General features: G+C 63.7%; 20 protein-coding genes and 2 pseudogenes. 6 read left to right on the top strand and 16 right to left on the bottom strand.

Annotated elements, in window-relative coordinates:
- Positions 1 to 103: 103 nt before the first annotated feature.
- The gene (locus tag AC629_RS31605) at positions 104 to 2,113 is read right to left on the bottom strand and encodes a pseudouridine synthase (protein WP_084808739.1); all 2,010 of its coding nucleotides are present in this window, start codon (positions 2,111 to 2,113) and stop codon (positions 104 to 106) included.
- A 118-nt stretch (positions 2,114 to 2,231) separates the two neighbouring features.
- Here AC629_RS31605 and AC629_RS31600 point away from each other — a divergent pair, with 118 nt between their 5' ends.
- Positions 2,232 to 2,690, top strand: a complete 459-nt coding sequence (locus AC629_RS31600) for a nucleoside deaminase (RefSeq protein WP_084808738.1) — start codon at positions 2,232 to 2,234, stop codon at positions 2,688 to 2,690.
- On the opposite strand, the gene AC629_RS31595 is transcribed toward AC629_RS31600, so the two are convergent.
- The 5 genes and pseudogenes from AC629_RS31595 to AC629_RS31575 all read right to left on the bottom strand — a co-directional run bounded on the left by AC629_RS31595 (position 2,687) and on the right by AC629_RS31575 (position 7,171).
- Positions 2,687 to 3,592, bottom strand: coding sequence for an alpha/beta fold hydrolase (locus tag AC629_RS31595; protein WP_084808747.1), 906 nt, complete (start codon positions 3,590 to 3,592; stop codon positions 2,687 to 2,689). The genes AC629_RS31600 and AC629_RS31595 overlap by 4 nt on opposite strands.
- A 214-nt stretch (positions 3,593 to 3,806) precedes the next feature.
- Positions 3,807 to 5,090, bottom strand: coding sequence for a phosphoribosylamine--glycine ligase (gene purD / locus AC629_RS31590; protein WP_084808737.1), 1,284 nt, complete (start codon positions 5,088 to 5,090; stop codon positions 3,807 to 3,809).
- Positions 5,091 to 5,314: 224 nt separating this feature from the next.
- The gene (locus AC629_RS31585) at positions 5,315 to 5,614 is read right to left on the bottom strand and encodes a winged helix-turn-helix domain-containing protein (RefSeq protein ID WP_084808736.1); all 300 of its coding nucleotides are present in this window, start codon (positions 5,612 to 5,614) and stop codon (positions 5,315 to 5,317) included.
- The gene (locus AC629_RS31580) at positions 5,614 to 6,165 is read right to left on the bottom strand and encodes a hypothetical protein (protein ID WP_084808735.1); all 552 of its coding nucleotides are present in this window, start codon (positions 6,163 to 6,165) and stop codon (positions 5,614 to 5,616) included. The genes AC629_RS31585 and AC629_RS31580 overlap by 1 nt, the downstream gene beginning before the upstream one ends.
- A pseudogene (locus tag AC629_RS31575) lies at positions 6,162 to 7,171 on the bottom strand (alpha/beta hydrolase). The gene AC629_RS31580 and the pseudogene AC629_RS31575 overlap by 4 nt, the downstream one beginning before the upstream one ends.
- 120 nt (positions 7,172 to 7,291) lie before the next feature.
- Between AC629_RS31575 and xseA the strand changes: the two are divergent.
- A complete protein-coding gene (gene xseA, locus AC629_RS31570; protein WP_084808734.1) occupies positions 7,292 to 8,932 on the top strand; it encodes an exodeoxyribonuclease VII large subunit in 1,641 nt (546 codons plus the stop codon).
- A 443-nt stretch (positions 8,933 to 9,375) separates the two neighbouring features.
- Here the strand turns inward: xseA and AC629_RS45790 are convergent, their stop codons facing one another.
- Both AC629_RS45790 and AC629_RS31565 read right to left on the bottom strand, forming a co-directional pair.
- Positions 9,376 to 9,525: a hypothetical protein gene (locus AC629_RS45790; protein WP_143198508.1), complete on the bottom strand. Its 150-nt coding sequence runs from the start codon at positions 9,523 to 9,525 to the stop codon at positions 9,376 to 9,378.
- A 347-nt stretch (positions 9,526 to 9,872) separates the two neighbouring features.
- Positions 9,873 to 10,703, bottom strand: coding sequence for a dienelactone hydrolase family protein (locus AC629_RS31565; protein ID WP_084808746.1), 831 nt, complete (start codon positions 10,701 to 10,703; stop codon positions 9,873 to 9,875).
- Between the two features lie 287 nt (positions 10,704 to 10,990).
- Here AC629_RS31565 and AC629_RS31560 point away from each other — a divergent pair, with 287 nt between their 5' ends.
- Positions 10,991 to 11,218, top strand: coding sequence for a DUF2093 domain-containing protein (locus AC629_RS31560; protein WP_074122672.1), 228 nt, complete (start codon positions 10,991 to 10,993; stop codon positions 11,216 to 11,218).
- A gap of 16 nt (positions 11,219 to 11,234) precedes the next feature.
- Here AC629_RS31560 and AC629_RS31555 read toward each other — a convergent pair whose 3' ends face one another.
- Entirely contained in the window at positions 11,235 to 11,540 is a 306-nt protein-coding gene (locus AC629_RS31555) for a hypothetical protein (protein WP_084808745.1), read from the bottom strand.
- Between the two features lie 373 nt (positions 11,541 to 11,913).
- Between AC629_RS31555 and AC629_RS31550 the strand changes: the two are divergent.
- Positions 11,914 to 13,159 (top strand): annotated as a pseudogene (locus AC629_RS31550) (ABC transporter substrate-binding protein).
- A 319-nt stretch (positions 13,160 to 13,478) separates the two neighbouring features.
- On the opposite strand, the gene AC629_RS31545 reads toward AC629_RS31550, so the two are convergent.
- A complete protein-coding gene (locus AC629_RS31545) occupies positions 13,479 to 15,113 on the bottom strand; it encodes an ATP-binding protein (protein WP_168195621.1) in 1,635 nt (544 codons plus the stop codon).
- Positions 15,044 to 15,430 (bottom strand): hypothetical protein, encoded by a 387-nt coding sequence (locus AC629_RS47185; RefSeq protein WP_168195620.1) that lies wholly within the window; start codon positions 15,428 to 15,430, stop codon positions 15,044 to 15,046. The genes AC629_RS31545 and AC629_RS47185 overlap by 70 nt, the downstream gene beginning before the upstream one ends.
- Positions 15,431 to 15,797: 367 nt before the next feature.
- Between AC629_RS47185 and AC629_RS31540 the strand changes: the two genes are divergently transcribed.
- Positions 15,798 to 16,781, top strand: a complete 984-nt coding sequence (locus tag AC629_RS31540; RefSeq protein ID WP_168195619.1) for an AraC family transcriptional regulator — start codon at positions 15,798 to 15,800, stop codon at positions 16,779 to 16,781.
- A gap of 130 nt (positions 16,782 to 16,911) precedes the next feature.
- Here the strand turns inward: AC629_RS31540 and AC629_RS31535 are convergent, their stop codons facing one another.
- Complete coding sequence (locus AC629_RS31535) at positions 16,912 to 17,310, bottom strand: hypothetical protein (protein ID WP_084808744.1); 399 nt, start codon at positions 17,308 to 17,310, stop codon at positions 16,912 to 16,914.
- A 400-nt stretch (positions 17,311 to 17,710) separates the two neighbouring features.
- On the opposite strand from AC629_RS31535, the gene AC629_RS31530 reads away from it, so the two are divergent.
- Positions 17,711 to 18,097 carry a cupin domain-containing protein gene (locus tag AC629_RS31530; RefSeq protein WP_084808731.1) on the top strand — a complete coding sequence of 129 codons (387 nt, stop codon included), beginning with the start codon at positions 17,711 to 17,713 and terminating at the stop codon, positions 18,095 to 18,097.
- A 116-nt stretch (positions 18,098 to 18,213) separates the two neighbouring features.
- Here AC629_RS31530 and lpxK read toward each other — a convergent pair whose 3' ends face one another.
- Genes lpxK through AC629_RS31510 form a run of 4 tightly spaced genes read right to left on the bottom strand, consistent with a single transcriptional unit; the run spans position 18,214 to position 21,490 of the window.
- On the bottom strand, positions 18,214 to 19,230 hold the full coding sequence (gene lpxK / locus AC629_RS31525) for a tetraacyldisaccharide 4'-kinase (protein ID WP_084808730.1): 1,017 nt from the start codon (positions 19,228 to 19,230) through the stop codon (positions 18,214 to 18,216).
- Complete coding sequence (locus tag AC629_RS31520; RefSeq protein ID WP_143199586.1) at positions 19,223 to 20,569, bottom strand: 3-deoxy-D-manno-octulosonic acid transferase; 1,347 nt, start codon at positions 20,567 to 20,569, stop codon at positions 19,223 to 19,225. Before AC629_RS31520 ends, lpxK begins: the two co-directional genes overlap by 8 nt.
- Positions 20,532 to 21,245, bottom strand: a complete 714-nt coding sequence (locus AC629_RS31515; RefSeq protein WP_084808729.1) for a lysophospholipid acyltransferase family protein — start codon at positions 21,243 to 21,245, stop codon at positions 20,532 to 20,534. The genes AC629_RS31520 and AC629_RS31515 overlap by 38 nt, the downstream gene beginning before the upstream one ends.
- Positions 21,242 to 21,490 (bottom strand): DUF4170 domain-containing protein, encoded by a 249-nt coding sequence (locus tag AC629_RS31510; protein WP_084808728.1) that lies wholly within the window; start codon positions 21,488 to 21,490, stop codon positions 21,242 to 21,244. The genes AC629_RS31515 and AC629_RS31510 overlap by 4 nt, the downstream gene beginning before the upstream one ends.
- Positions 21,491 to 21,543 lie beyond the last annotated feature (53 nt).

The raw sequence follows: 21,543 nt of genomic DNA, 5'->3' as shown, positions 1-21,543 counted from the left end.
TGCCACGAGCGAGGACCTCCTGGCTGGGGTACCCCCCTCCCTAACCCTCCCCCGCAAGGGGGGAGGGAACGAGAGAGCGCCGAGTGACGAAGCGCACTCCACCTCAGTCCTCCCGCGGCTTCAGGTCGCGCTTGCCGTGATAGCCGCGCTTGGGACGGCGCGGCGGGCCGTAGCCGCTGGCTTCAAGCTCATTGCGCTCGCGCGCCTCCTCACTGCCGGTGCGCTGCACCAGCACGCGTCGGCCCTTGCGATCGCTGATCACCGCTCGCTTGCTGGCGGGCTTCTTCTCGCGCGGTGCATCATCGTCGCGCGAGGTGGATTTCGAGGGCACGTCGAACTCGGCGCCCGACTTCTCGATGACCTTGTCGCCGAGTTGCTCGCGCAGCACGCGCGACCTGATCTCGTCGACCTGGCCTTCCGGAATCTCGCCGAGCTGGAACGGACCGTAGGACACGCGGATCAGCCGGTTTACCTCGAGCCCGAGATGGGCGCAGACATTGCGCACCTCGCGGTTCTTGCCTTCGCGGATCGCGAACACCAGCCAGACATTGGCGCCCTGGTCGCGCTCAAGCGTCGCCTCGATCGGACCGTATTTGACGCCTTCGACCTCGATGCCTTTCTTGAGCTCGTCGAGCTGCGCCTGGGTGACGTCGCCATGGGCGCGAACGCGATAGCGGCGCAGCCAACCGGTATCCGGCAATTCGAGCGTGCGCGCGAGTCCGCCATCATTGGTGAGCAGCAGAAGGCCTTCGGTGTTGAAGTCCAGCCGGCCGACGCTGATCAGGCGCGGCAGGCCTTCGGGCAGATTGTCGAACACGGTCGGACGCCCCTCGGGGTCGTCATGCGTCGTCATCAGCCCGCGCGGCTTGTGATAGAGGAACAGCCGCGTGCGCTCGCGCGGCGGCAACGGCTTGCCGTCGACAGCGACGACATCGTTCTGCGTCACGTCGAGCGCGGGCGAATTGATCACCCGGCCGTTGACCGTGACGCGGCCCTGCGTGACCATCTCCTCGGCGTCGCGGCGCGAGGCGAGGCCCGCGCGCGCCAGCACCTTGGCGATGCGCTCGCCGGCCTTCTTCGGCTTCGGCGCTTCTTCGCGGCGCGGACGCCCCTCGAAATCACGATCGCGGTCGCGATAGGCGCCGCGGCCGCCGAAGGCGGGGCGGCGGGTGAAGATCTGGCTGTCGTCCTCATTGTCGCGCCGCGGACGATCGTGGAAACGGCCTTCGCTGCGCGGATGCTCGTGCCAATCGGAGCGACCTTCGGAGCGCTCGCGTGGCCGATCGAATTTCGGGCGGTGGCCACCGCGTTCGACATCGCCGTCACGGCGGGGCCGATCGAATTTTGAACGCTCGCGGAACGGACGATCGCCCGAGGCGCGATCGTCGCGCGAGCGCGAGAAGCGCGGACGGTCCTCGCCGCGTCCGCCTTCGCGGCGGTCGTCGCGCTGACGCCAGGGCTTTTCCTCGCCGCGATCCCGGCCGCCGAAATCCTTGTCGAAGCTCTTGCGGGGCCGGTCGCCGCGCGGACGATCGTCGCGCTTCTGCCACGGCTTTGAATCGCCCCGCTCGCCTCGATCGCGCGGACGGTCGCCGCCCCGCGAAAACTTCCGCTCGCCGTCGCGCTCCGGACGGTCACCACGCGGCGCGTACGGCCGCTTGTCGCCAAACTTCCTGTCGCCGAACCGGCCAGCGGGGCGAGAGTCGTCGCGATCACGGCTGCGCGGTGGACGGTCGTCACGCCCATAGGACGGGCGATCACCGCGCGGCTTGAACGAGCGCTTCTCGCCATCGCGCGACCCGCGATCGGAAAACGGCCGGTCGCCACGCGGCTTGAAGCTGCGCTCGCCACGATCCTCGCGAGCCCGGTCGTCGCGCTTGAAGCGCGGACGGTCGCTGAAGTCGCGGCGTGGCGCATCGCCCTCCTCGCGGCGGCGGAACGGACGGCCCTCGCGGTCGCCGCGGGGCGAACGGCTGTCGCGGTCGCCCTTGCCCTCAAAGCCGCGCTCGCCGAATTTCTTCTCGGGGCCACGCGGCTTGCCGCTGCGGCCCTTGGAAGGGCCTCGATCACGCCGGCCGCGGGAATCGTTGTCTTTGTCGCTGTCGCGAGGCATGAATAATCTCACTTAGGGGTGGCTAGTCAGCATTGTGCGCGCTCGTTCCGAGCCGCATGCTCAGGCAAAATCGGTATCCACTCTTGCTGAAGGCGGAGCTAGTAGCAGGTTTCTGGCAATGATACGAGGCATGAAAGCCCCTTCTTTCATGGATTTGGCGCTCAAGACGGCCGAAAATGCCGGAAAATCGGGCGAAGTTCCGATCGGATGCGTCATCGTCCGCGATTACGAGGTCATTGCCACCGCCGGCAACCGGACGCTGAGCGACCACGACCCCACCGCCCACGCCGAGATTGTCGCGCTGCGCGAGGCCGCGAAAAAGATCGGCAGCGAGCGCCTCGTGGACTGCGACCTCTACGTGACGCTGGAGCCCTGCACCATGTGTGCGGGCGCGATCTCCTTTGCAAGGGTTCGGCGGCTCTATTACGGCGCGGCCGACCCCAAGGGGGGCGCGGTCGAGTCGGGCGTGCGCTTCTTCGCCTCACCAACCTGCCATCATGTCCCGGACGTCTATTCCGGGGTCGGCGAAAGCGAAGCGGCGCGGCTGCTCAGGGAGTTCTTTCGCGAGCGGCGCTAAGACGCCGAGAAGAACTCGCGCAGTGCCTTTGCGGTGACGTCGGGGTTCTCCTCGGTGAGGAAATGGCCGGAATCCACCGGCATGCCGTCCACGTTCGTTGCCCACTGCTTCCACGTATCGAGCGGGGTGGATGCGGCTTGCGCGATGCCGGCGTTGCCCCACAGCGCCAGCATCGGGACCGTGATTTTCTTGCCGGCCTCGAAATCGGCCTTGTCGAGATCGTAGTCGAAATAGGCGCCGGCGCGATAATCCTCGCACATCGCGTGCACGCGGGCGGGATCACGGAACGGGGCGATGTAGTGCGCGAGTGCGCGCGCATCGATCGCATCGAGCGTCTTCGACTTGGTCTGGCTCGCCATCTTGAAGCGGAGGAAGAACTCGCCATTGCTCGAGATCAGCGTCTCGGGCAGCGGCGCGGGCTGCGCGAGGAAGGTCCAGTGATAGATCTTCAGCGCATAGGCGCGGTTCATCCGCTCCCAGTAATTGTAGGTCGGCAGGATATCGAGCACGGCAAGGCGCGACAGCCGGCCGGGATGGTCGAGCGCGAGACGGTAGGAGACGCGGCCGCCGCGGTCGTGGCCGGCAAGCGCGAAGTGCACATGACCGAGGCTCTCCATCGCCTCGACCATGGTCTTCGCCATCGCGCGCTTGCTGTAGGGCAAATGCTGCGCATCGCTCTCGGGCATGTCCGACCAGCCATAGCCCGGCAAATCAGCGATGATCAGCGTGAACCTGTCCGCAAGCTGCGGCGCCACGCGGTGCCACATCACGTTGGTCTCGGAGAAGCCGTGCAGGAGCAGCAGCGGCGGCCCCTTGCCGCCGACGCGCGCGAAGACGCGACCGGAGGAGGTGTTGATCCATTCGGAGGCAAAGCCCGGATAGAGGTCGGCGTGATCGGACATCTTCTGCATCGTCATCTGGTCGGTCCCACGGCGCGCCCGACAAAAAAATGTCGAAAACAACCCCATGCAAAGTCGCACGGCGGCCACCTGTGAGGGTTGCTAACCCCAACCGCCGATTGCGCATTTTTGGAATGTCGATGTGGCGAGGCGGTGGCGGCGCCCAAACCTCGGGATTCCGGATCGACGCGTTTCGCGCGTCGTCCGAAATGACGAGCTAGTTCTTGGCCTTCTCTGCTTCCACCGCCTGCCAGCCGATGTCGCGGCGGCAGAAGCCCTCGGGCCAGTTGATGCGGTCGACGGCCTGATAGGCGCGGTCCTGCGCTTCCGTCACGGTCTTGCCAAGCGCGCAGACATTGAGCACACGGCCGCCATTGGCGAGGATCGCACCATCCTTCGCAACCGTGCCGGCGTGGAAGATCTCGACGGTGTCGACCTTCGCGGCCTCGTCGAGCCCCTCGATGCGCGTGCCCTTCTGATAGTCGCCGGGATAGCCCTTCGCCGCCATCACCACGGTGAGCGCGGATTCCGGATACCAGCGCAGATCGAAATGCTTCAACTCCCCGTCGCAGGCGGCAATGAACGCCGGCACGATGTCCGACATCATGCGCAGCATCAGCACCTGGCACTCGGGATCGCCAAAGCGCACGTTGAACTCGAACAGTTTCGGGCCCTGCGTCGTCAGCATGATCCCGGCATAGAGCACGCCGCGGAACGGCGTGCCGCGCTTCTTCATGCCGGCAACCGTCGGCAAAATAATCCTGGCCATGATCGCGTCGTGGATCGCCGGCGTGACCAGCGGCGTCGGTGAATAGGCGCCCATGCCGCCCGTGTTCGGGCCGACGTCATGGTCGAACACGCGCTTGTGGTCCTGGGCGGAGGCCAGCGGTATAGCGGTCTCGCCGTCGCAGAGCGCGAAGAAGCTGATCTCGCGGCCCGGCAGGAACTCCTCGATCACGACCTCGGCGCCGGCCTCGCCGAAGGCGCCCTCGAACATCATGGCGATGGCATCCTCCGCCTCGCGCACAGTCTTGGCGACGACGACGCCCTTGCCGGCGGCAAGGCCGTCGGCCTTCACGACGATCGGCGCGCCCTGGCTGTTCACATAATCGCGCGCGTCCCTGGCGTTGGTGAAGCGCTTGTAGGCGCCGGTCGGAATGCCGAATTCGGTGCAGAGCGCCTTGGTGAAACCCTTGGAGCTTTCGAGCTGGGCGGCCGCCTTGCTCGGTCCGAACGCCTTGATGCCGGCGGCGGTGAGGTCGTCGACGATGCCGGCCGCCAGCGGCGTCTCCGGACCCACGACCACGAGCTCGACCGCGTTCGTCTTGCAGAAGTCGATCACGGCGGCATGGTCGGCGACATCGAGCGCCACGCATTCCGCCTCGCGCGCGATGCCGGCATTGCCAGGCGCGCACCAGAATTTGGTGACCAGGGTGGAGGCTGCGATTTTCCATGCGAGAGCATGTTCGCGGCCGCCGGAACCGAGCAGGAGAATGTGCATCGAAGGCTCGAAAAGTGGGGTTTGCTGGACGCGTCGGTCGCACGAATCGGCGCGCGTCTCAAGGGGGCGCCCCTCCAATTCCCCGTCATTCCGGGGCGCGGCGAAGCCGCGAGCCCCGAATCCATAACCACCATCGTGAGCATGGATTCCGGGCTCGCGCCAAGAGGGTGCGCCCCGGAATGACGGCGGAGAGAGGGGGACGCCCCGGAATGACGACGACGGAGCTAGACCTGCTTGCCCGCAATAATCTCCTGCAGTGTCGCGACATGCCGCGCGAAGGCGCCGCGGCCGGCGGCGGTCGCCGTCACCGTCGTCTGCGGCTTCTTGCCGACGAACGCCTTCTCCACCGAAACGTAGCCCGCCTTGGCCAGCGTCTCGATGTGCGCGCCGAGATTACCGTCGGTCGCGCCGGTGAGTTTCTTCAGCCGCGCGAATTCCAGGCCTGTGGCCGTCGGCAACGCGTTTAATGCGGCCATGATCTTCAGCCGCAGCGGCTGGTGGATGATGTCGTCGAACTCGCCCATCAGATCCGCCGCATCCAGAGGCCGCCGAGGATCAGGCCACCGCCATTGACGAAGGCCATCCAGAGCGGGAATGCCTCGCCGATGTAGAAGAAGCCGATCAGCGTCAGCGCGGTGATGCCGAGACCGATCGCCACGAACGCGTAGCCGAACCAGAGACCGGCGAGCGTGTAGAACAGCATGAAATAGATCGGCCAGAATGCGCCGAGCTGACGCGGACCGAAATGACCGATCACGCTGGTACAGACGTAGCCGAAGGCGAAGAACAACGCGAACACCAGCAACAGCCTGATGTCGAAGGCCGCAGTATGAGTCTGCGGCGGATTGAGCAGGCGGAAAGCAACCAGGCCGCCGACACCCAGGATGTCGACGGCGGGCCACGCATAAACCGCGTAGATCGGCCAAAGCCAGGTCACGACATTACCGGCGAAGACCAGAGCGCCCCACCACAGCGCCGCAAGACTCGCCAGTTCATAGAGCTGCGATTGCCGCAGGCGCTGGACGATATCGTCGATATCGGCGAGCGCCTCGGCGGCCTCTTTGCTGTCGATCATGACTGCCCACTCCCGCGCGTTGCCACGTCTTCGGCGATGGTGGAAACCGCCTTCGGGTTGGTGACTATGCCCATGTGGTTGACGCCCTCGATCACCTTGACGTCGACGGATGGCTTAATGGCCTGCACGGTCTCGGCATATTTGTCGGAGACCATCATCTCGTCCTCGGCGCCACCGAAGATCGTGAGCGGATGCGTCACCGCCGGCAGATCGAGGCGGTAGCCGCGTGTCGCAAAGTTACGCATGAGGCGATCCGAATAGGTCGCGACCAGAAACCGCTCGGAGTTCGGGGGCACGGCGAAGGCGAGCACCGGAAGCTGCGAGCAGCAATCGATGCCGAGCTTGCGTAGTGTGGCGAGCCCGAAGAGGCGCGGCAGATCGGCATTGGCCCAGCCACCGGAATGCGGCCTGTTGGTCGGTGCGTCGTAGCGAGATAGGGCGCGACCAGCACGGTACGGACGAACAGATCCCGCACGATCGGCGTCGCGGCGACGCGGAGCGAGAAGCCGGCGCCGGCGGAATGGCCGATCAGGGTCAGCGGCAGATCGGGCGTGGCCTTGCGGACCTGCGCGACGAAGTCGACGAGGTCGTCCTCGAGCTGGCCGACATAGCCGATATCGCCGCGCGTGCCGGAGGCACCGTGGCCGCGCATGTCGAGCGCCCAGGTCTCGACGCCGCGCGCAGCGAGCGCCGCGGTCAGCGCGTGGTTGATCGTGCCGGAGGAGCCGGCAGAGCCATGGATGAAGATGGCACCACGCCCGGTGGCGGCGCCGCTCGGCGCGTAATGGCGATAACCGAGCCAGGTGCCGTCGCGGGCCTGGAAGCGCTCCAGCGCCGGCAGGGTCGACATGTCGACACCTTTCACGGAGGCCGATACGGAGCGCAGCTCCGCGGGCCGCTCCAGCGGCGTCGCGATCAGGGCGGTCAACAGCAGTGCCATGGCGCCGGCCGCGCACAGGCCCCATTTCAGCAAGCTCAGAGCACCTCGCAGGAACTGCATCGCCATGGCGCAAACTCCGTTGATCTTACCGCATATAGAGAACTCTATATCACAGAGTACTCTTTTGATCAATCCCGGGATTGGCGCCGCGCCGCGAAAATCCTTAACGTCGGGTCTGACCCCAAAATGCCGAATCGTTTGCCGATGCCGCCTGCGGAACAACTGCTCAACGCGCCCGAATTCACCGTTTCCGAGCTCTCGCTGTCCCTGAAGCGGACGGTCGAGGACGCCTTTGGCCATGTCCGGGTCCGCGGCGAGATCTCGGGCTTTCGGGGGCCCCACTCCTCCGGCCACTGCTATTTCGCGCTCAAGGACGAGAGCGCCAAGATCGAGGCGGTGATCTGGAAGGGCGTGCACAGCCGCATGCGCTTCAAGCCCCAGGAAGGGCTCGAGGTTATCGCGACCGGCAAGCTCACCACCTATCCGGGCTCTTCGAAGTACCAGATCGTGATCGAGGCGCTGGAGCCGGCCGGCATCGGCGCGCTGATGGCGCTGATGGAGGAGCGCAAGAAGAAGCTCGCTGCCGAGGGCCTGTTCGACGAGGCGCGAAAACAGCTCCTGCCCTGGCTGCCGGAGGTGATCGGCGTCGTGACCTCGCCGACCGGCGCCGTGATCCGCGACATCCTGCATCGGCTCGAGGATCGCTTCCCGCGCCACGTGCTGGTGTGGCCGGTCAAGGTGCAGGGCGAAGGCTCGGCCGAGCAGGTCGCAGCCGCGATCCGCGGCTTCAACGCGCTGCCGGAAGGCGGCAAGATTCCGCGTCCCGACGTGCTGATCGTCGCGCGCGGCGGCGGCTCGCTGGAGGACCTCTGGTCGTTCAACGAGGAGATCGTGGTCCGCGCCGCGGCCGAGAGCATGATCCCGCTGATCTCGGCGGTGGGGCACGAGACCGACATCACGCTGATCGATTTCGTCGCCGACAAGCGCGCGCCGACGCCGACGGCTGCGGCCGAGATGGCGGTGCCGGTGCGCAGCGAACTGTTCGTCGAGGTCGCCGACCTCGCACGGCGCACGCGCGCCTATTGGCAGCGCGCCCATGAGAGCCGCCGCAGCGAGCTGCGTGCGGCTGCGCGCGCGCTGCCGGCGGCAGGCGATCTCCTGGCGATCCCACGGCAGCGGCTGGATTCGGCAGGCGCTGCCCTGCCCCGCGGGCTCAAGGCCAATACGCATGCGCATTTCCGCAGATTCACCGCCGCCAGCGCAAAACTGACGCTGCGTGTGCTGCACGGCCAGATCGCGCAGGCCGATCATCGGCTCACCGTGTGCGGCGAGCGGCTCGGCCTGTCCGCACGCTCGCTGCTGCGGCAGCGGCGCGACCGCTTTGCCGGGCTTGAGATTCGCTTGCGCGCCTCAAAGCTCTCCAACGCGCAGGCGCAGCGCAACGCGATTCTCCGCCAGCGCGAGCGCACGCATCGTCTTGCCGAACGCGCCAGCCGCGCGCTTGTCACATTGCTGCAGCGGTTAGATGCCCGCGTCGAGAACAGCGGCAAGTTGCTCTCGGCCCTGTCGTATCGCAGCGTGCTCGCCCGCGGTTTCGCGCTGGTGCGCGACGAGGCCGGCCATTCCCTGCATTCGGCCGACGCGATCGGACCAAATGCGCGGCTCGAGATCGAGTTTGCGGATGGCCGCGTTGCGGCGACTGCTGATGCGGATCGCCCTGCCCCGGCCACGAAGCGTGCGCCATCACAATCGAAGCCGGCCGCGCAAGACGCCAAGCCCGCGCCGAAGCGCGCGGCCAAGCCGGTGGATCAGGGCAGTTTGTTCTGAGCTCGGCGGCGGCGCTCAGCTCTCGACATCATTCCCCGCCACCGGGTCTCGCCTTCGGCGAGCCCGATGACAGGCTCCGGCGAGCAATCCAGTACGCCGCGGCTTCTCAATGAATCACAGACGTCTCGGAATACTGGATCGCCCGGTCAAGGCCGGGCGATGACAGCCAGTGTGTGGGTGGTGCGGAGCGCTCTCCCGCACACGGGAAGATCGTAGCCCGCATGAGCGAAGCGATATGCGGGAACAATTGCCCCGGATATCGCTTCGCTCATCCGGGCTACGACACTGAGCATTAGCTCCGTCATCCTGAGGTGCGAGGCTTGCGATGCGAACGCATCGCAAGGTGAGCCTCGAAGGATGGACGGCCGAGGTGCAGCCGGGCCGTCGCCCTTCGAGGCTCGCTACGCGAGCACCTCAGGATGACGGGACTAGCAAGGCGCGCTTCAGCGGCAGGACAATCCCGCGTCGATCGTGGTCCAGAAGCCGCAATGCTCGGGCGCGCGCTGCGGAGCGCCGGCATGGGCTTCGAACAGGAAGATCGCGACGGTGAAAACGACCAGTGCGGAGGAGAAGAGGACAATGCGGTTGCGCATGTAGATTGCGTTTAATCGACATCGTGGTCGAACTATGGCGCGGCTAGATTCTTGTTTTGACGCGTTTTCTTTACGCTAACCGGTATCCACTTCGCTCGAAAACGCTCCGGATGTTGAAACCGGTTCGGCACGCCATCCGTAGATTGACGGTCGGCCATCATGTTCCGTGCAGGGCGGTGGTCGATGCGGGGCCGTCCGCCTGACGTTGTTCCTCGGGCGGCCCCGCTTCGCAACGTGTAGCCCGGATGGAGCGAAGACGCGTAGCCCCTATGAGCGAAGCGATATGCGGGACCTACCTTCCCGGATGTCGCTGCGCTCATCCGGGCTACGAGACCTTCAGCGCCCGGTCACCGCGCCAGCCACTCCGCGACTTCCTTCTGCGACTCCGCACGCGCGTCCGCATCGGTACCGAGATGGCCGTGCTCGGGCGCCGCAGCGTCGGTGCTTCCGGCGAGCGCTTGCAACGGCGTGTTGGCCCGATCGAAATCGTGATAGGCGCCGGGATAGACCACGATGCGCGCGAGCGCGCTGCGGCCGTATGCGCCGTCGACCATCTGGCGGCAGGCCGGCGGCGACGACACGTCGTCATTGGCGCCGATCAGCACCAGGGTGGGCACCCGCGTGCTCCAGCCGAGGCCGGCGGAAATCCGGCAGTCCGGATAGAACGCGATCGCGGCGCGGAAATCAGGGCTCGCATCGCGCGCGGCGCTCTGCGGACGCACGGCCCACAGCAGCGCGCTCGCGCCGTGTGCCCAGCCAATCAGGCTGACGCGGCTGCGCGCCACCCAGGTCTGCTTCATCAGCCAGGCGCGCGACGCCGCGATGTCGGCAACGCGCTCGCGCCTAGCCTTGACGCGCATCTCCTTGACGCGGCATTGCGGCCCGAGATCGCGCGAGCCGTAGCTGTCAGGCAGCAGCACGGCGTTGCCGGTCTTGAGCAGCCGCTCGACCCAGTCGCGATAACGCGGCAGCACCGGATCGGAATGGTTGCCGAGGCCGCCGCAGTCGTGCAGCGCGATCACGGTCGGAAACGGTCCGTCACCCTCGGGCTTGTAGAGCTGCGCATGCAGGATTCCGGACGCCAGCGGAATGTCGACCTGCTGCGGCGCAGGCGCGGGCGCGGCGCGCGCGGCCGACATCAGGAGTGTCAGGAACAGGGCGGTCAGTCGAAGGTGCATCGGACTCTGCCGTATGAGGAACCGGCCTGTGCAGGCGACCATTGTTTGAGCATGATCTTTTCGGAAAACCGCTGCGCACTTTGCGCTAACGCGGCCCTTCGGGTCCGGATCATGCTCCGGACCAACGATCCTTTGCTCGAGCACTATCATGCGGGAACGACACCAAAACATCACAAACCGGTTGGTTTACCGGGCGGACAAGCCACCCTATCTATGCTACATCCCGTCCAACACATCGTGCCCTCCAGGGTTTTCCACGGAGAGGCCTTCCACGGAGACTTTCGACCGTGCTGAACAAATTCGGCCCCTCGGGCCACGGCGAAGCGCAGGTGCAGTATCTCGACGGCGATTTCCGCGTGATCTCGCCGGGGACTTTCGTGCGCTGCGCGATCACCGACACGCGGATCCCGCTCGACGAATTGAAGTACTGGAGCGTGGACCGGCAGGAAGCCTACGCCACGCCCACCGCCGTGTTGCAGCGGCACTTCCCCGGCGCGCTGAAGCCGCAGCCGTGAGATCGCGCCCGCGCGGCTATTGCTGTTCCGTGCCATCCACGCCCACGCAGGTCTTGATGAAGTTCTTCCGGGGCTCGCCAACGACCTTCTGATCGACCGCCTGTTTCAGGCAATCGAGCCGCGCCTGCGCCATGCAGAGCTGCATCTGGTCGCGTCTGTCCTGTCCCTTCAGGTTTTTCGTCGTCGCCAGACAAGTCACGCGCTTGGTCGCGGGAACCGGCACCGTGCCGGTTGGAGCCGCCAGCGGCGTCGTTTGCGCAAACATGGGCGCAATGATCAGACACACGAGGCTGGCGGCGACGGCCGCGAACGGCAGTTTCATCGAATTCTCCTGATCGTCCGAGATCGATAGGAGTCGTGCGATGAACGTCGCCTGAATGGCAGGCTGCCGGCGGGGTGGCATGCGGAAAGCGTGTCCACCAATTCCGCCATCTCATGAAAGCGCAATGTCGTTCTGTGGCCGACGGGGTCGTCGCTCGTTTCCCAAAAATGTCATCCTGTGCCCGATCGGAGTCGTATCGATTGTCTTCGAAAATTAAGGTCAGCCATGTTGACGAGCGGACGAACTGACACGCGCGTAAGCAACACTCATAAAGGTCGACAACCTCAGATAATGGGTGTTCAGTATTGAAGAGGAGACGATAGGTCGCCTCTACTTCGGCAGACACCTTCAATAATTCATAGGGAGAAGCGAAATGTCATTCGTCGCCCGACGATTGGCGGCGTTTTCGACCGCCATTATTTTATTGGCTGCCAGTCATGGCAGCGCACTTGCACAGAAGAAAATATGATACCGGTGCCACCGATACCGAGATCAAGATCGGCAACATCGTGCCGTATAGTGGACCGGCATCGGCCTACGGCATCATCGGCAAGACGATGAGCGCCTATTTTCGGATGATCAACGAGAGCGGGGGCATCAACGGACGCAGGATAAATTTCATCTCTTACGATGATAGCTACAGCCCCCCAAAGACGGTGGAGCAAGCTCGCAAGCTGGTCGAGAGCGATGGGGTTTTTCTGATCTTTGCTCCACTCGGGACCGCCACCAACGCCGCCATCCAGAAGTACATGAATACGATGAAAGTGCCGCAACTGTTCGTGTCGAGCGGCGCGTCGCGCTGGGGCGACCCCGAGCACTTCCCATGGACCATCGGCTGGCAGCCGAGCTACCGTGCCGAAGCGCGCGTCTACGCAAGCTACATTCTGGAGCACCATCCGACGGCTAAGATCGGCGTGCTTTACCAGAACGACGATTTTGGCAAGGACTACATACTGGGTCTAAAGGATCGGCTTGGTGACAAGTACGCCAGCATGGTCATCATGAGCGCGCCCTTCGAAGTCGGCACGCCGACCGTGGACTCGGAGGTCGTGGCGATCAAGACTGCGAATCCTGACATCTTCATCAATATCGCTACGCCGAAATACGCAGCGCAGGCTATCAGGAAACTCGCTGAACTCGACTGGCACCCGGTTCACATCATGACCAATGTCTCCAGCTCTGTTGGCGGGGTACTGAAGCCTGCAGGGCTTGAGAATGCCAAGGGCATCCTGACCGCTCTCTACAATATGGATGTCACGGACCCACAATGGGACAGCCACCCGGGCATGCAGCACTTCCGCGCTTTCCTGGCAAAGTACTACCCGGAAGCCGACAAATCCGATAGCGGTACGCTGGCCGCCTACTCACTCTCGACCGGGCTGGTCGAAGTCCTGAAGCGCTGCGGTGACAATCTCACACGCGACAACGTAATGAAGGTGGTCGCCAATCTTGATTTCGAGGTCGAAACCCTACGTCCCGGAATCCGCGTTAAGACCTCTCCGACCGATTTTTACCCGATCGAACAGCTGCGAATGAGCCGCTTCGGTGGAGAACATTGGGATGCGTTCGGCCCGATTATCGACGCGCATGTCGAGCAGGTGGCGCTTTCCGCAAAATAGACGTTTGCAGGAGAAAGGCAGAAGATAACGCCTTACGGCGGGGCGCATCCAGATGACCATTTGATGAGAGTGGGATGCCCCCTCCGGCGGACAAGTCGCTTTGCCCAGCTTACGGGATCACCGCGTGCTGAAAGTTGCCTGAATGGCAGGCGGCCGTCGGGTGGCAAAGCGCGGGGTGGTTGAGGCTTTTTGGCCCGTCAGCGCAGCGGCGGCGAGCCTGATCGAGTTCCACTCAGTGCAGCGCAGGAGGCCAGAGTTGGTCACGCTGCTAATTGGCATTTCAATCCAACAGCGGCCGACAAAACGACACCGCTATCACTCAGGAATGACGGAGGGCTGGCAGGCTGAACTGAAACGTCGCACCGCGCCTCGAATTGTTGGACATCCAGATGCGTCCGCCGTTCCCTTCTACGATCGTGCGGCATATTGATAAGCCCAATCCCATGCCGCTGGATTTGGTGGTGAAGAACGCCTCGAATAACCTATCAGCGTGCTCCGGATTGATGCCGACGCCCGAGTCCTGCACTGAAACGAGCGCTTGGCCGGTTTCATTTTCGCGCGATCGGATCACGACTTGACGCGGCCGGTCGTCCACTGTCGCCATGGCCTGAGCGCCGTTAATAATCAAATTGATGATGACTTGTAGCAACTGAACCTTGTCTGCAAGCACAGTAAGCGGTCTCGGCGCCAGATCGAGCAAAACCTCGATCTGCGTCGACTGAAGCTCATAATGGACACACTGCAACGCCTCTACGATGACCTCGTTGAGCGCCAATGAGGCCCGCTGCGGTGAGCGCCTCGATGCAAGGCCGCGGATACGCGCGATCATTTCACCGGCACGGCGTGCATCGGCAACAACGCGCCGCATCGCCTCAGATGCTTCGGCAATATTCGGCTCAGCGCGGTCAAGCCAGCGCAGACCGGCGTCACCGTTCATGGCGAGGGCAGCGAGAGGGTGGTTGAGCTCATGCGCGATCGACGCGGCAAGCTCACCAAGAACCGAGAGCCTGGCAGCATGAGCGAGCTCGGCCTGCGACTCCTGGAGTGCGGCATACGCCTTGGTCTGCGCCGTAACGTCCATCACGGCACCTACGAACTGTGTGCTCACCGTCTCGTCCGGCTTGCCCGCGATCCATTCGGTCAGCGGACGTGCGCGCAGATGTACGGTCTTGATCGTACCGTCGGGCATCAACAGGCGATGCTCGATGTCGACATCGCTCTTCTGTGTCGCCGTCCGTTCGATCGTGCTCGTTACGAGAGCCACATCGTCTGGATGCACGCGTTCCATGACCGAAGCGATCGAAGGCTTCAGAGTCACCTCGTAGCCGAAAATATGGTAAGTTTCCTCAGACCAGAAGATATCACTGCTAGTCACGTTCCAGCCAAAGCTACCAGTCATGCTGAGGCTCTGTGCCTCCGCAAAGTAAGCCGCTTGGATTCGACGGAGTGCCTCTTCGGCCCGCTTGCGTTCAGTGGTGTCCGAGTTGATCTCCAATATTCCCAACGGTTCGCCGTAGCGGCCTTTCTGAAGGGACCATCGACTGGCGACGAAAATGGGCGTGCCATCCCGTCGCATATGATGGAGCTCGCCTTCCCAGTGCCCGGTAGCCAACACCAGCCGCCTGATCTCATCGAGCGGCGCCGGGAATTGTGTTCTTAAGAGCTCGTGCTCTATCTTCCCAACCGCCTCGTCCCGGCCCCAGCCATAAAGCTTTTCGGAGCCCCGATTCCAATAGGCGATAACGCCGTCGAGACTGCGGACGAAAACCGCGTCATGAGTAAGGTCGAGGAGCCCGGTCTGTTCATGGTGCGCCGTGGCTAGATCGCGGAGATGTCGGACAAGCCCGGTGACGAAGAGCGACGCAAACAAGAAGGTGATGCACGTCAGAACATCTCGGGTATTTTCGATCTCGAACGAGAAAATGGGATAGGCGAAAAAAAAAAGGCGATGCAACCGATGGCGATCGCCGAGAAAATGATGGAGGACAGGAAGCTGCCTCCCAACAAGGACAGCACAATGATGACGATCAGATAGACGAGTGCGACGGCGCCGGGGTTGAGGCCAAGCGCGAAGCACACCGCAGTGGTCACGCCCAGAGCCGATGCGCCGACGAGCCAATGAGCCAGAAGGGTTGGCAGCTGCGGGAAGTCTCCACTCCAAACGCGTCGCAGCAACGCGTCGACATGAGACCAATAGCGGCGCGCCATTCTTCGAATGCCCCGGATTGCAGATCCTGAGCCGGGAATGCTTGCATCGAGGTCGCGAGTCATGCGCTGATCATCCGCGCTGCCTGCCGTTCGAGCTGGGTCGGAGACGCATGCCGAACAGGTGTTGTCCGAAGAATCCCGCCTCAAGCGCCAGACGCCTCCTCCCGCTGGGCCTCCATGGGAGGCCCAATCCGGCCGCCAAATGCCCTTATGATCGTGCCATTCCAGCCCTCACCGACCAGTCGCAGGCGAGACGACGTGACCTTGGCGACTATTTTATTCAAGCAGGGGGTCCAGAGTGTGGCTAGACTTATGGTTCTGTCGGCCACATCGCTGGCAAACCGGGCCAACACAGAGGCCCAGGAGCGGTCAAATGAAGCCTGGGCAACCATCACCGCCAACGGATCGGCGTACGAGCGCTGCATTCTGGGTGACCGGCGTCGCAAACGCGTTGGCCGCCGAGCAACTCGACGCGCCCGAGCTGTTTCGCGATTCGGGCCTCGATATCACAATGCTCGGCGATCCCGACGCCCGCTTCCCAACCGAGCAGGTCAGCTTGCTCTGGGAGCTGGCCGTAGCGCGGTCCGGCAATCCTGCGGTTGGGCTGATCGGCGCTGGGGGCGCCAAGCCCGGGTATTTCGGCGTAGTGGCCTACCCGTTGATGTCTGCACCCGACCTGCTCGGAATCCTACATCGGATCGTTCGGTACATCGCGATCGTTAGCGACGCAGCGATTGTCTCCCTGCACAAGCACGGAGATAGCTATCGCCTGGCCTTGGTTTTGAATGCGGGATCTCGTTCGGTGCCCCACGAGCGCTTCGCCTTCGACTTGCTGCAGTTCCTCTCGTTCTGCCGCTGGGTGACCGGTATCGACCTAAACCCCGTTGGCGTGGAGCTGAGCCATCGCGGGGATTCCAGCGCCGTATTCGAGGCGGCATTTGGCTGTCGACCCCGGTTCGGGGCGGCGGAGAACGCGATACTGTTCTCGTGCGCGAATGTGAATCGGCCGCTTCCGACTGCCCATCCTCGGCTGTCGGCTGTCCATGACCGCATCGCGACCGAGCAGCTGGAGCGAGTTTCAGGTTCGCAGTTCACACCTCGCGCGCGGGCGGAGATCGTGCGTTGCCTGCACGACGGCGCTCCGACACGGGCCGCCATCGCTCGCGCGCTGGCAGTGAGCGAGCGGACCCTGCACCGCCGCTTGAACGAGGAAGGCACATCGTTTCAGCGCCTGGTCGACGACACCCGTCGAGAGCTGGCGGAAAACTATCTGGCACGCCGAGACCTATCCGCGGCCGAGGTCGCCTATCTGCTTGGGTTCAAGGATCAAGGCAGCTTTTTCCGCGCTACACAGCGGTGGTTCTCTATGACGCCCCAGAATTATCGTTTGCGAGCCGCATCAGCCGCCGAATGATATGTTCGGCGCACCAGACGTGGCACAGTCGGGAGGCGCGGTGAAACTGGATTTCCGCTGTTAGACCTTGAGCGGAAGTCCTGTCTTCGGCGCCATGCAGACGTTCTACGATCCTCGCAAACCTTCGACGTCACATCGGGCAGCGAACGTACAGCATTTCCATGGGCACAGGCCCCTTGGAGCTGAGCGTGATATTGTTCTCTCCGGTGAACTTCACGTCGAATGTGATATCTGAAATCGCGACGCCGTCCGAACACGACGCAATCACTCGCTTATCCGGCCCGTCATCGTGTATCGATTTGACGGTGCATTTCTGCATTGTGCCGGTTATCTCCCTTCCCTGAACGATCAAACCGCCCGCGTTGAGATCAGCATCTTTCTTGAACGCAAGCTTGTTGTTTTCCTTGGTAAACATATTACCACAGGCAGAAGCGTCTATCGTCCATGCTCCGTTCAAATCCGCGGCCTGCGTCGAGGCCGATAGCGTAACGAGGAGTGTTAGCGACAGCAACGGGTTGAAGGTTTTCATGAAACTCTCCGATGAGATAGCCAATGAGCTACTGGAGCCCGTTCGAGTGAACGTGGAATTGTAGAAGCTTGGCGTGCAAGGGATTGGCACACCTCTCGTTGATCTAAGTCAATCCTTTGATCTGGATCAATTCAGGGCTGCATTGCCCGGCTTGTTTCACCCCCGATCTTCTACCGAAGGCCCCGCTACCAGGAAATTGCGTGAGGGTGCTTAAAGGCGGCTGGCATCTTTGCGATCTCGACTATTGCCGCCGCTATCGATCCGCCGTGCCCAATGCCAAGCTGATCGACACCAGCGCGAGCCGCATCGCAAGATCGATAGATCTTGAGTTGCGCGCCCCTGCTCAGGCTTAATCGAGCGTCCGCGCGATCGCAGATTTTGTGAAGTGGGGAGGATACGGATGAAGTTCTTGCCTGCAATTCTATTTGCGTCACTTTTCGCGTTTGCAGCGAACGCCCAGGACTCGCCGTTTCGAAAGGAGTTGAAGCGAGCGGATTTGACCGGCACGAATATGGAAGTCGTCACCAGTATCTCCGAGATCAAGCCCGGTGATACCTCGACGCTGCATATCCATCACGGAGAGGAATCATTCTACGTCCTGGAAGGTGGCACCATCGAGCTTCCAGACGGCAAGCAGGTACCCTTCCCTGCCGGTAACGCTGGCGTAAATGTTCGCAATGTACCGCATGGCGCCTTCAAGGTTGTCGGCGACAAGCCGATAAAGCTTCTGACGGTACATATCGTCGACAAGGGCAAGCCGCTCTACGACAAGCCACCGCCAAAGTGAGATTACGGGTTGGAGGCGCTCATCGCTCGCTAAGTGGATGGTGCGCCTCCACCTGATCACGTGAACGTCTCTTTTCATTGTTGGTGGGCACGCTACGCTTTGCCCACCCTACGGGATCATCGCCTGCTGAAGCGTCGCTCGCGTGCCTTGTAGAGATGATCGCTGATCAGTTCTCGCAGCTTTATCGGATCGTCGAATTCGAGCTGGACCGCGAACGGCACGATACCGTCAGGCACACCCTCAGAGCCGCGCAGGCGCGCGAGATCCTTTTCCGTCGTCACCAGCGTGAGCTGCTCGCGCTGTGATTCCGCCGCGAGCGCGGCGATCTCATTGTGCGAAAACACGTGGTGATCGGCGAAGGGACGTGTGCGCGCGACCTCGATGCCGCAGGCGCGCAAGCTGCGGAAGAAGCGCTCGGGATCGCCGATTCCGGCGAAGGCGAAAACCCGCTTGCCGAGGAGCTGCGCGACCGAGGCCGCATCCGGCTTCAGGCGCGCGCGCAGCTCCGGCTTGTTGCGCTTCGCAATCTCGGCCGCGACATCGTTGGCGGCATGACCGTTGCCGATCATCACCAGCGCATCGGTACGCGCGAGCTGCGCCTTCAGCGGCGCGCGCAGCGGGCCGGCGGGAAACACCTTGCCGTTGCCGAGGCCGCGCTCGCTGTCGATCACGATCAGGGAGGCATCCTTCAGCAGGGCCGGGTTCTGGAAACCGTCGTCCATCAAGATCACGGTCGCGCCTTGCGACTTCGCGAGCGCCACGCCGTCGAGGCGATCGCGCGCGACCGCGACCGGCACGTCGCGCACCATCATCAGCGGCTCGTCGCCGACTTCGGCCGCGGTGTGACGCTCGCGATCGACCATCACCGGGCCCATCAGGCGTCCACCATAGCCGCGGCTGAGCACCACCGGCGTCTCGCCGAGCTCGCGCAGGAGCTTCGTCAGCGCCAGCACCGTCGGCGTCTTGCCGGCGCCGCCGACATGGTAGTTGCCGACGCAGATCACCGGGATGCCGGCGTCAACGCCCTTGAGCGCCATCCGACGCGCCGTGAGCGCGCCATAGAGCGCACCCAACGGGCTCAGGACAAGCGACTGCGGGGAACGTGGCCGGTACCAGAAGGCCGGCTCACGCATTTGCGGCCCCCATCTCGATCCGCAGCTGCAACAGATAGGGCTCAAGCGCGGTCATCGTGCGATTCAGCGCGCCGCCGAGCTCCTCGACCACGCTGCTGCCTGCGCGCTGCATCCTGTCGCGCACGGTGGAATCGGCCAGCAACTGGCCGAGCTGCTTGACCAGCACTTCCTGCGTATCGGCCTGCCGTGCTCCACCGCTGCCGTCGAGCGCCTCGTAGACGTCGGCGAAGTTGAAGACGTGCGGGCCATGGACGATCGCGGCGCCGAGCTTGATCGCCTCGATCGGATTCTGGCCGCCATGGCGGATCAGCGATCCGCCCATGAACACGATCGGCGAGAGGCGGTAGAACAGGCCGAGCTCGCCCATGGTGTCGGCGACATAGACGTCGGTCGCGGCTGTCGGCAGCTCCTCGCGCGAACGCAAGGCCGGCTTCAGGCCGGACGCGGTGATCACGCCTGCGATCGAGGAGCCGCGATCAGGGTGCCGCGGCACGATCACGGTCAGGAGCTGCGGGAAGAAACCGACGAGGCTGCGATGTGCCGCGACCAGCATCTCGTCTTCGCCCGGATGGGTCGAGGCCGCGACGATGATCGGACGCCCGCGCGTCATCGCCATCAGCCGTTCGAGCTTCGCGGGATCTGCGGGGGGCGCCGGCACGTCGAGCTTGAGATTACCCGTGGTGACGACGTCGCGGCCGCCGAGCGCGGAGAAGCGCTCCGCATCGGTCTTCGACTGCGCGAGGCAGATGTCGAAGCGCGAGAGCAGCGCCGAGATGGTACCGTACATGCGCCGCCAGCGCGGGAAGGAGCGCGGCGACATCCGTCCATTGATCAGCACCATCGGCACCCGGCGCGCACCGCCTGCCAGGATCAGGTTCGGCCACAGATCGGATTCGATGAACAGCGCCAGGGACGGCTTCCAGTGGTCGAGGAAGCGCGCGACATAGCGCGGGGAATCATACGGCACGTATTGATGGATGACGTCGGGCGGAAAGCGTTTTGCAACGACGGCGGCCGAGGTGACCGTGCCGGAGGTGAGCAGGATGCGCAGGTTGAGATCGCGCAGGCGCTCGATCAGCGCGGCCGCGGCCAGAACCTCGCCGACACTGGCGCCGTGAATCCAGACCAGCGGGCCGTGCGGCCGCACGTCCTGACTGAGACCCCGCCGTTCGCCGACCCGCGCGGGATCTTCCTTGCCCTGCTTCAGCCGCCGCTTGATCAGCGCAGGCGCGAGCGGCACCAGGCCGCTGGCCAGACGCCGATACACTCGCAGCGTCATCGGCAGCGAATTGGACGGCGAATTAGACATCTTCGGGCCCCGGGCGGCCGAGTTGCGCATAGGCGCGGCGGGTCGCTTCGTTCAGCGTCTCTTCCAGCTCCAGCCGCAGTGCTTCCATGGTGGCCGCGTCAGCGTCTGGCGGGACGTGAATTTCCTTGATGCCGACCAATGCGCCTCGCCCGAACGGCAGGTTGATGGTGCTGCGGTCCCAGTTCTTGAGCCGGATGAAGCGGCTGGTCGCCATCGCGAAAGGCATGATCGGCCGTCCCGATTCCCGTGCCAGCATGATAATGCCGAGTCCCGCGACGCGCGAGCGCTTCGGGACATCGGCGGTCAGCGCGACATTACAGCCGTCCTCGAGCGTCCGCACCATCTCCTTGAAGGCGCCGACCCCACCTTTGCGGTGGAAAGCTCCGCCATGGTCGCCGGAACCACGAATGGTGCCGATGCCGAGCCGTTCGGCGGCGATCGCATTGAACTCGCCGTCGCGATGCCGGGAGATCAGGACCCTGGCCTTGTACCAGTCCTTGTTCTTGATGAAGGGGGTGAGGAAATGCTGGCCATGCCAGAAGGCGAAGATCGCCGGGATCTGCGGCTCGACGCGCTCATAGACGTCAGGCGGATCGAACGTGAATTTGTTGGTCCGCCAGACCAGACGCAGATATTCGGCCGCCAGGATCCCGACGGCACGCTGAAACCAGCTGCTTCGCAGCGTATTGCGAAGCAGTTTTTTCAACGCGCCGGCTTCGGTTCTTGATTCGGGTCGAGCAGCCGGTGGAGATGGACGATGAAGTAGCGCATCTGCGCGTTGTCGACCGTGCTCTGCGCCTTGGCCCGCCAGGCGGCGTGAGCGGACGCATAGTTCGGATAGAGGCCGACGATCTCGACGTCGTCGAGGTTCTTGAAGGTGTTGTGCTCGAGATCGAGCAGTTCGCCTCCAATGACGAGATGGAGCAGTTGTTGCGGGGCACTATCTGGCATGGGTTCTGTTCCTAAGGGGCTGCCCGGCAAAGCAGTGTTCGACAAGCACGACG

It is taken from the genome of Bradyrhizobium sp. NAS80.1 (genome assembly GCF_001908205.1).
Taxonomy (GTDB): Bacteria; Pseudomonadota; Alphaproteobacteria; order Rhizobiales; family Xanthobacteraceae; genus Bradyrhizobium.
The sequence above is the reverse complement of the archived record's forward strand: the minus strand, read 5'-3'. Positions and strand labels throughout refer to the sequence as shown.

Excerpts from the sequence above, each read along its gene's own strand:
- AC629_RS31605 (WP_084808739.1), bottom strand. The coding sequence starts at position 2,113 with ATGCCTCGCGACAGCGACAAAGACAACGATTCCCGCGGCCGGCGTGAT.
- AC629_RS31600 (WP_084808738.1), top strand. The coding sequence starts at position 2,232 with ATGATACGAGGCATGAAAGCCCCTTCTTTCATGGATTTGGCGCTCAAG.
- AC629_RS31595 (WP_084808747.1), bottom strand. The coding sequence starts at position 3,592 with ATGTCCGATCACGCCGACCTCTATCCGGGCTTTGCCTCCGAATGGATC.
- purD (WP_084808737.1), bottom strand. The coding sequence starts at position 5,090 with ATGCACATTCTCCTGCTCGGTTCCGGCGGCCGCGAACATGCTCTCGCA.
- AC629_RS31585 (WP_084808736.1), bottom strand. The coding sequence starts at position 5,614 with ATGGGCGAGTTCGACGACATCATCCACCAGCCGCTGCGGCTGAAGATC.
- AC629_RS31580 (WP_084808735.1), bottom strand. The coding sequence starts at position 6,165 with ATGATCGACAGCAAAGAGGCCGCCGAGGCGCTCGCCGATATCGACGAT.
- xseA (WP_084808734.1), top strand. The coding sequence starts at position 7,292 with ATGCCGAATCGTTTGCCGATGCCGCCTGCGGAACAACTGCTCAACGCG.
- AC629_RS45790 (WP_143198508.1), bottom strand. The coding sequence starts at position 9,525 with ATGCGCAACCGCATTGTCCTCTTCTCCTCCGCACTGGTCGTTTTCACC.
- AC629_RS31565 (WP_084808746.1), bottom strand. The coding sequence starts at position 10,703 with ATGCACCTTCGACTGACCGCCCTGTTCCTGACACTCCTGATGTCGGCC.
- AC629_RS31555 (WP_084808745.1), bottom strand. The coding sequence starts at position 11,540 with ATGAAACTGCCGTTCGCGGCCGTCGCCGCCAGCCTCGTGTGTCTGATC.
- AC629_RS47185 (WP_168195620.1), bottom strand. The coding sequence starts at position 15,430 with ATGACTCGCGACCTCGATGCAAGCATTCCCGGCTCAGGATCTGCAATC.
- AC629_RS31535 (WP_084808744.1), bottom strand. The coding sequence starts at position 17,310 with ATGAAAACCTTCAACCCGTTGCTGTCGCTAACACTCCTCGTTACGCTA.
- AC629_RS31530 (WP_084808731.1), top strand. The coding sequence starts at position 17,711 with ATGAAGTTCTTGCCTGCAATTCTATTTGCGTCACTTTTCGCGTTTGCA.
- lpxK (WP_084808730.1), bottom strand. The coding sequence starts at position 19,230 with ATGCGTGAGCCGGCCTTCTGGTACCGGCCACGTTCCCCGCAGTCGCTT.
- AC629_RS31520 (WP_143199586.1), bottom strand. The coding sequence starts at position 20,569 with ATGCGCAACTCGGCCGCCCGGGGCCCGAAGATGTCTAATTCGCCGTCC.
- AC629_RS31510 (WP_084808728.1), bottom strand. The coding sequence starts at position 21,490 with ATGCCAGATAGTGCCCCGCAACAACTGCTCCATCTCGTCATTGGAGGC.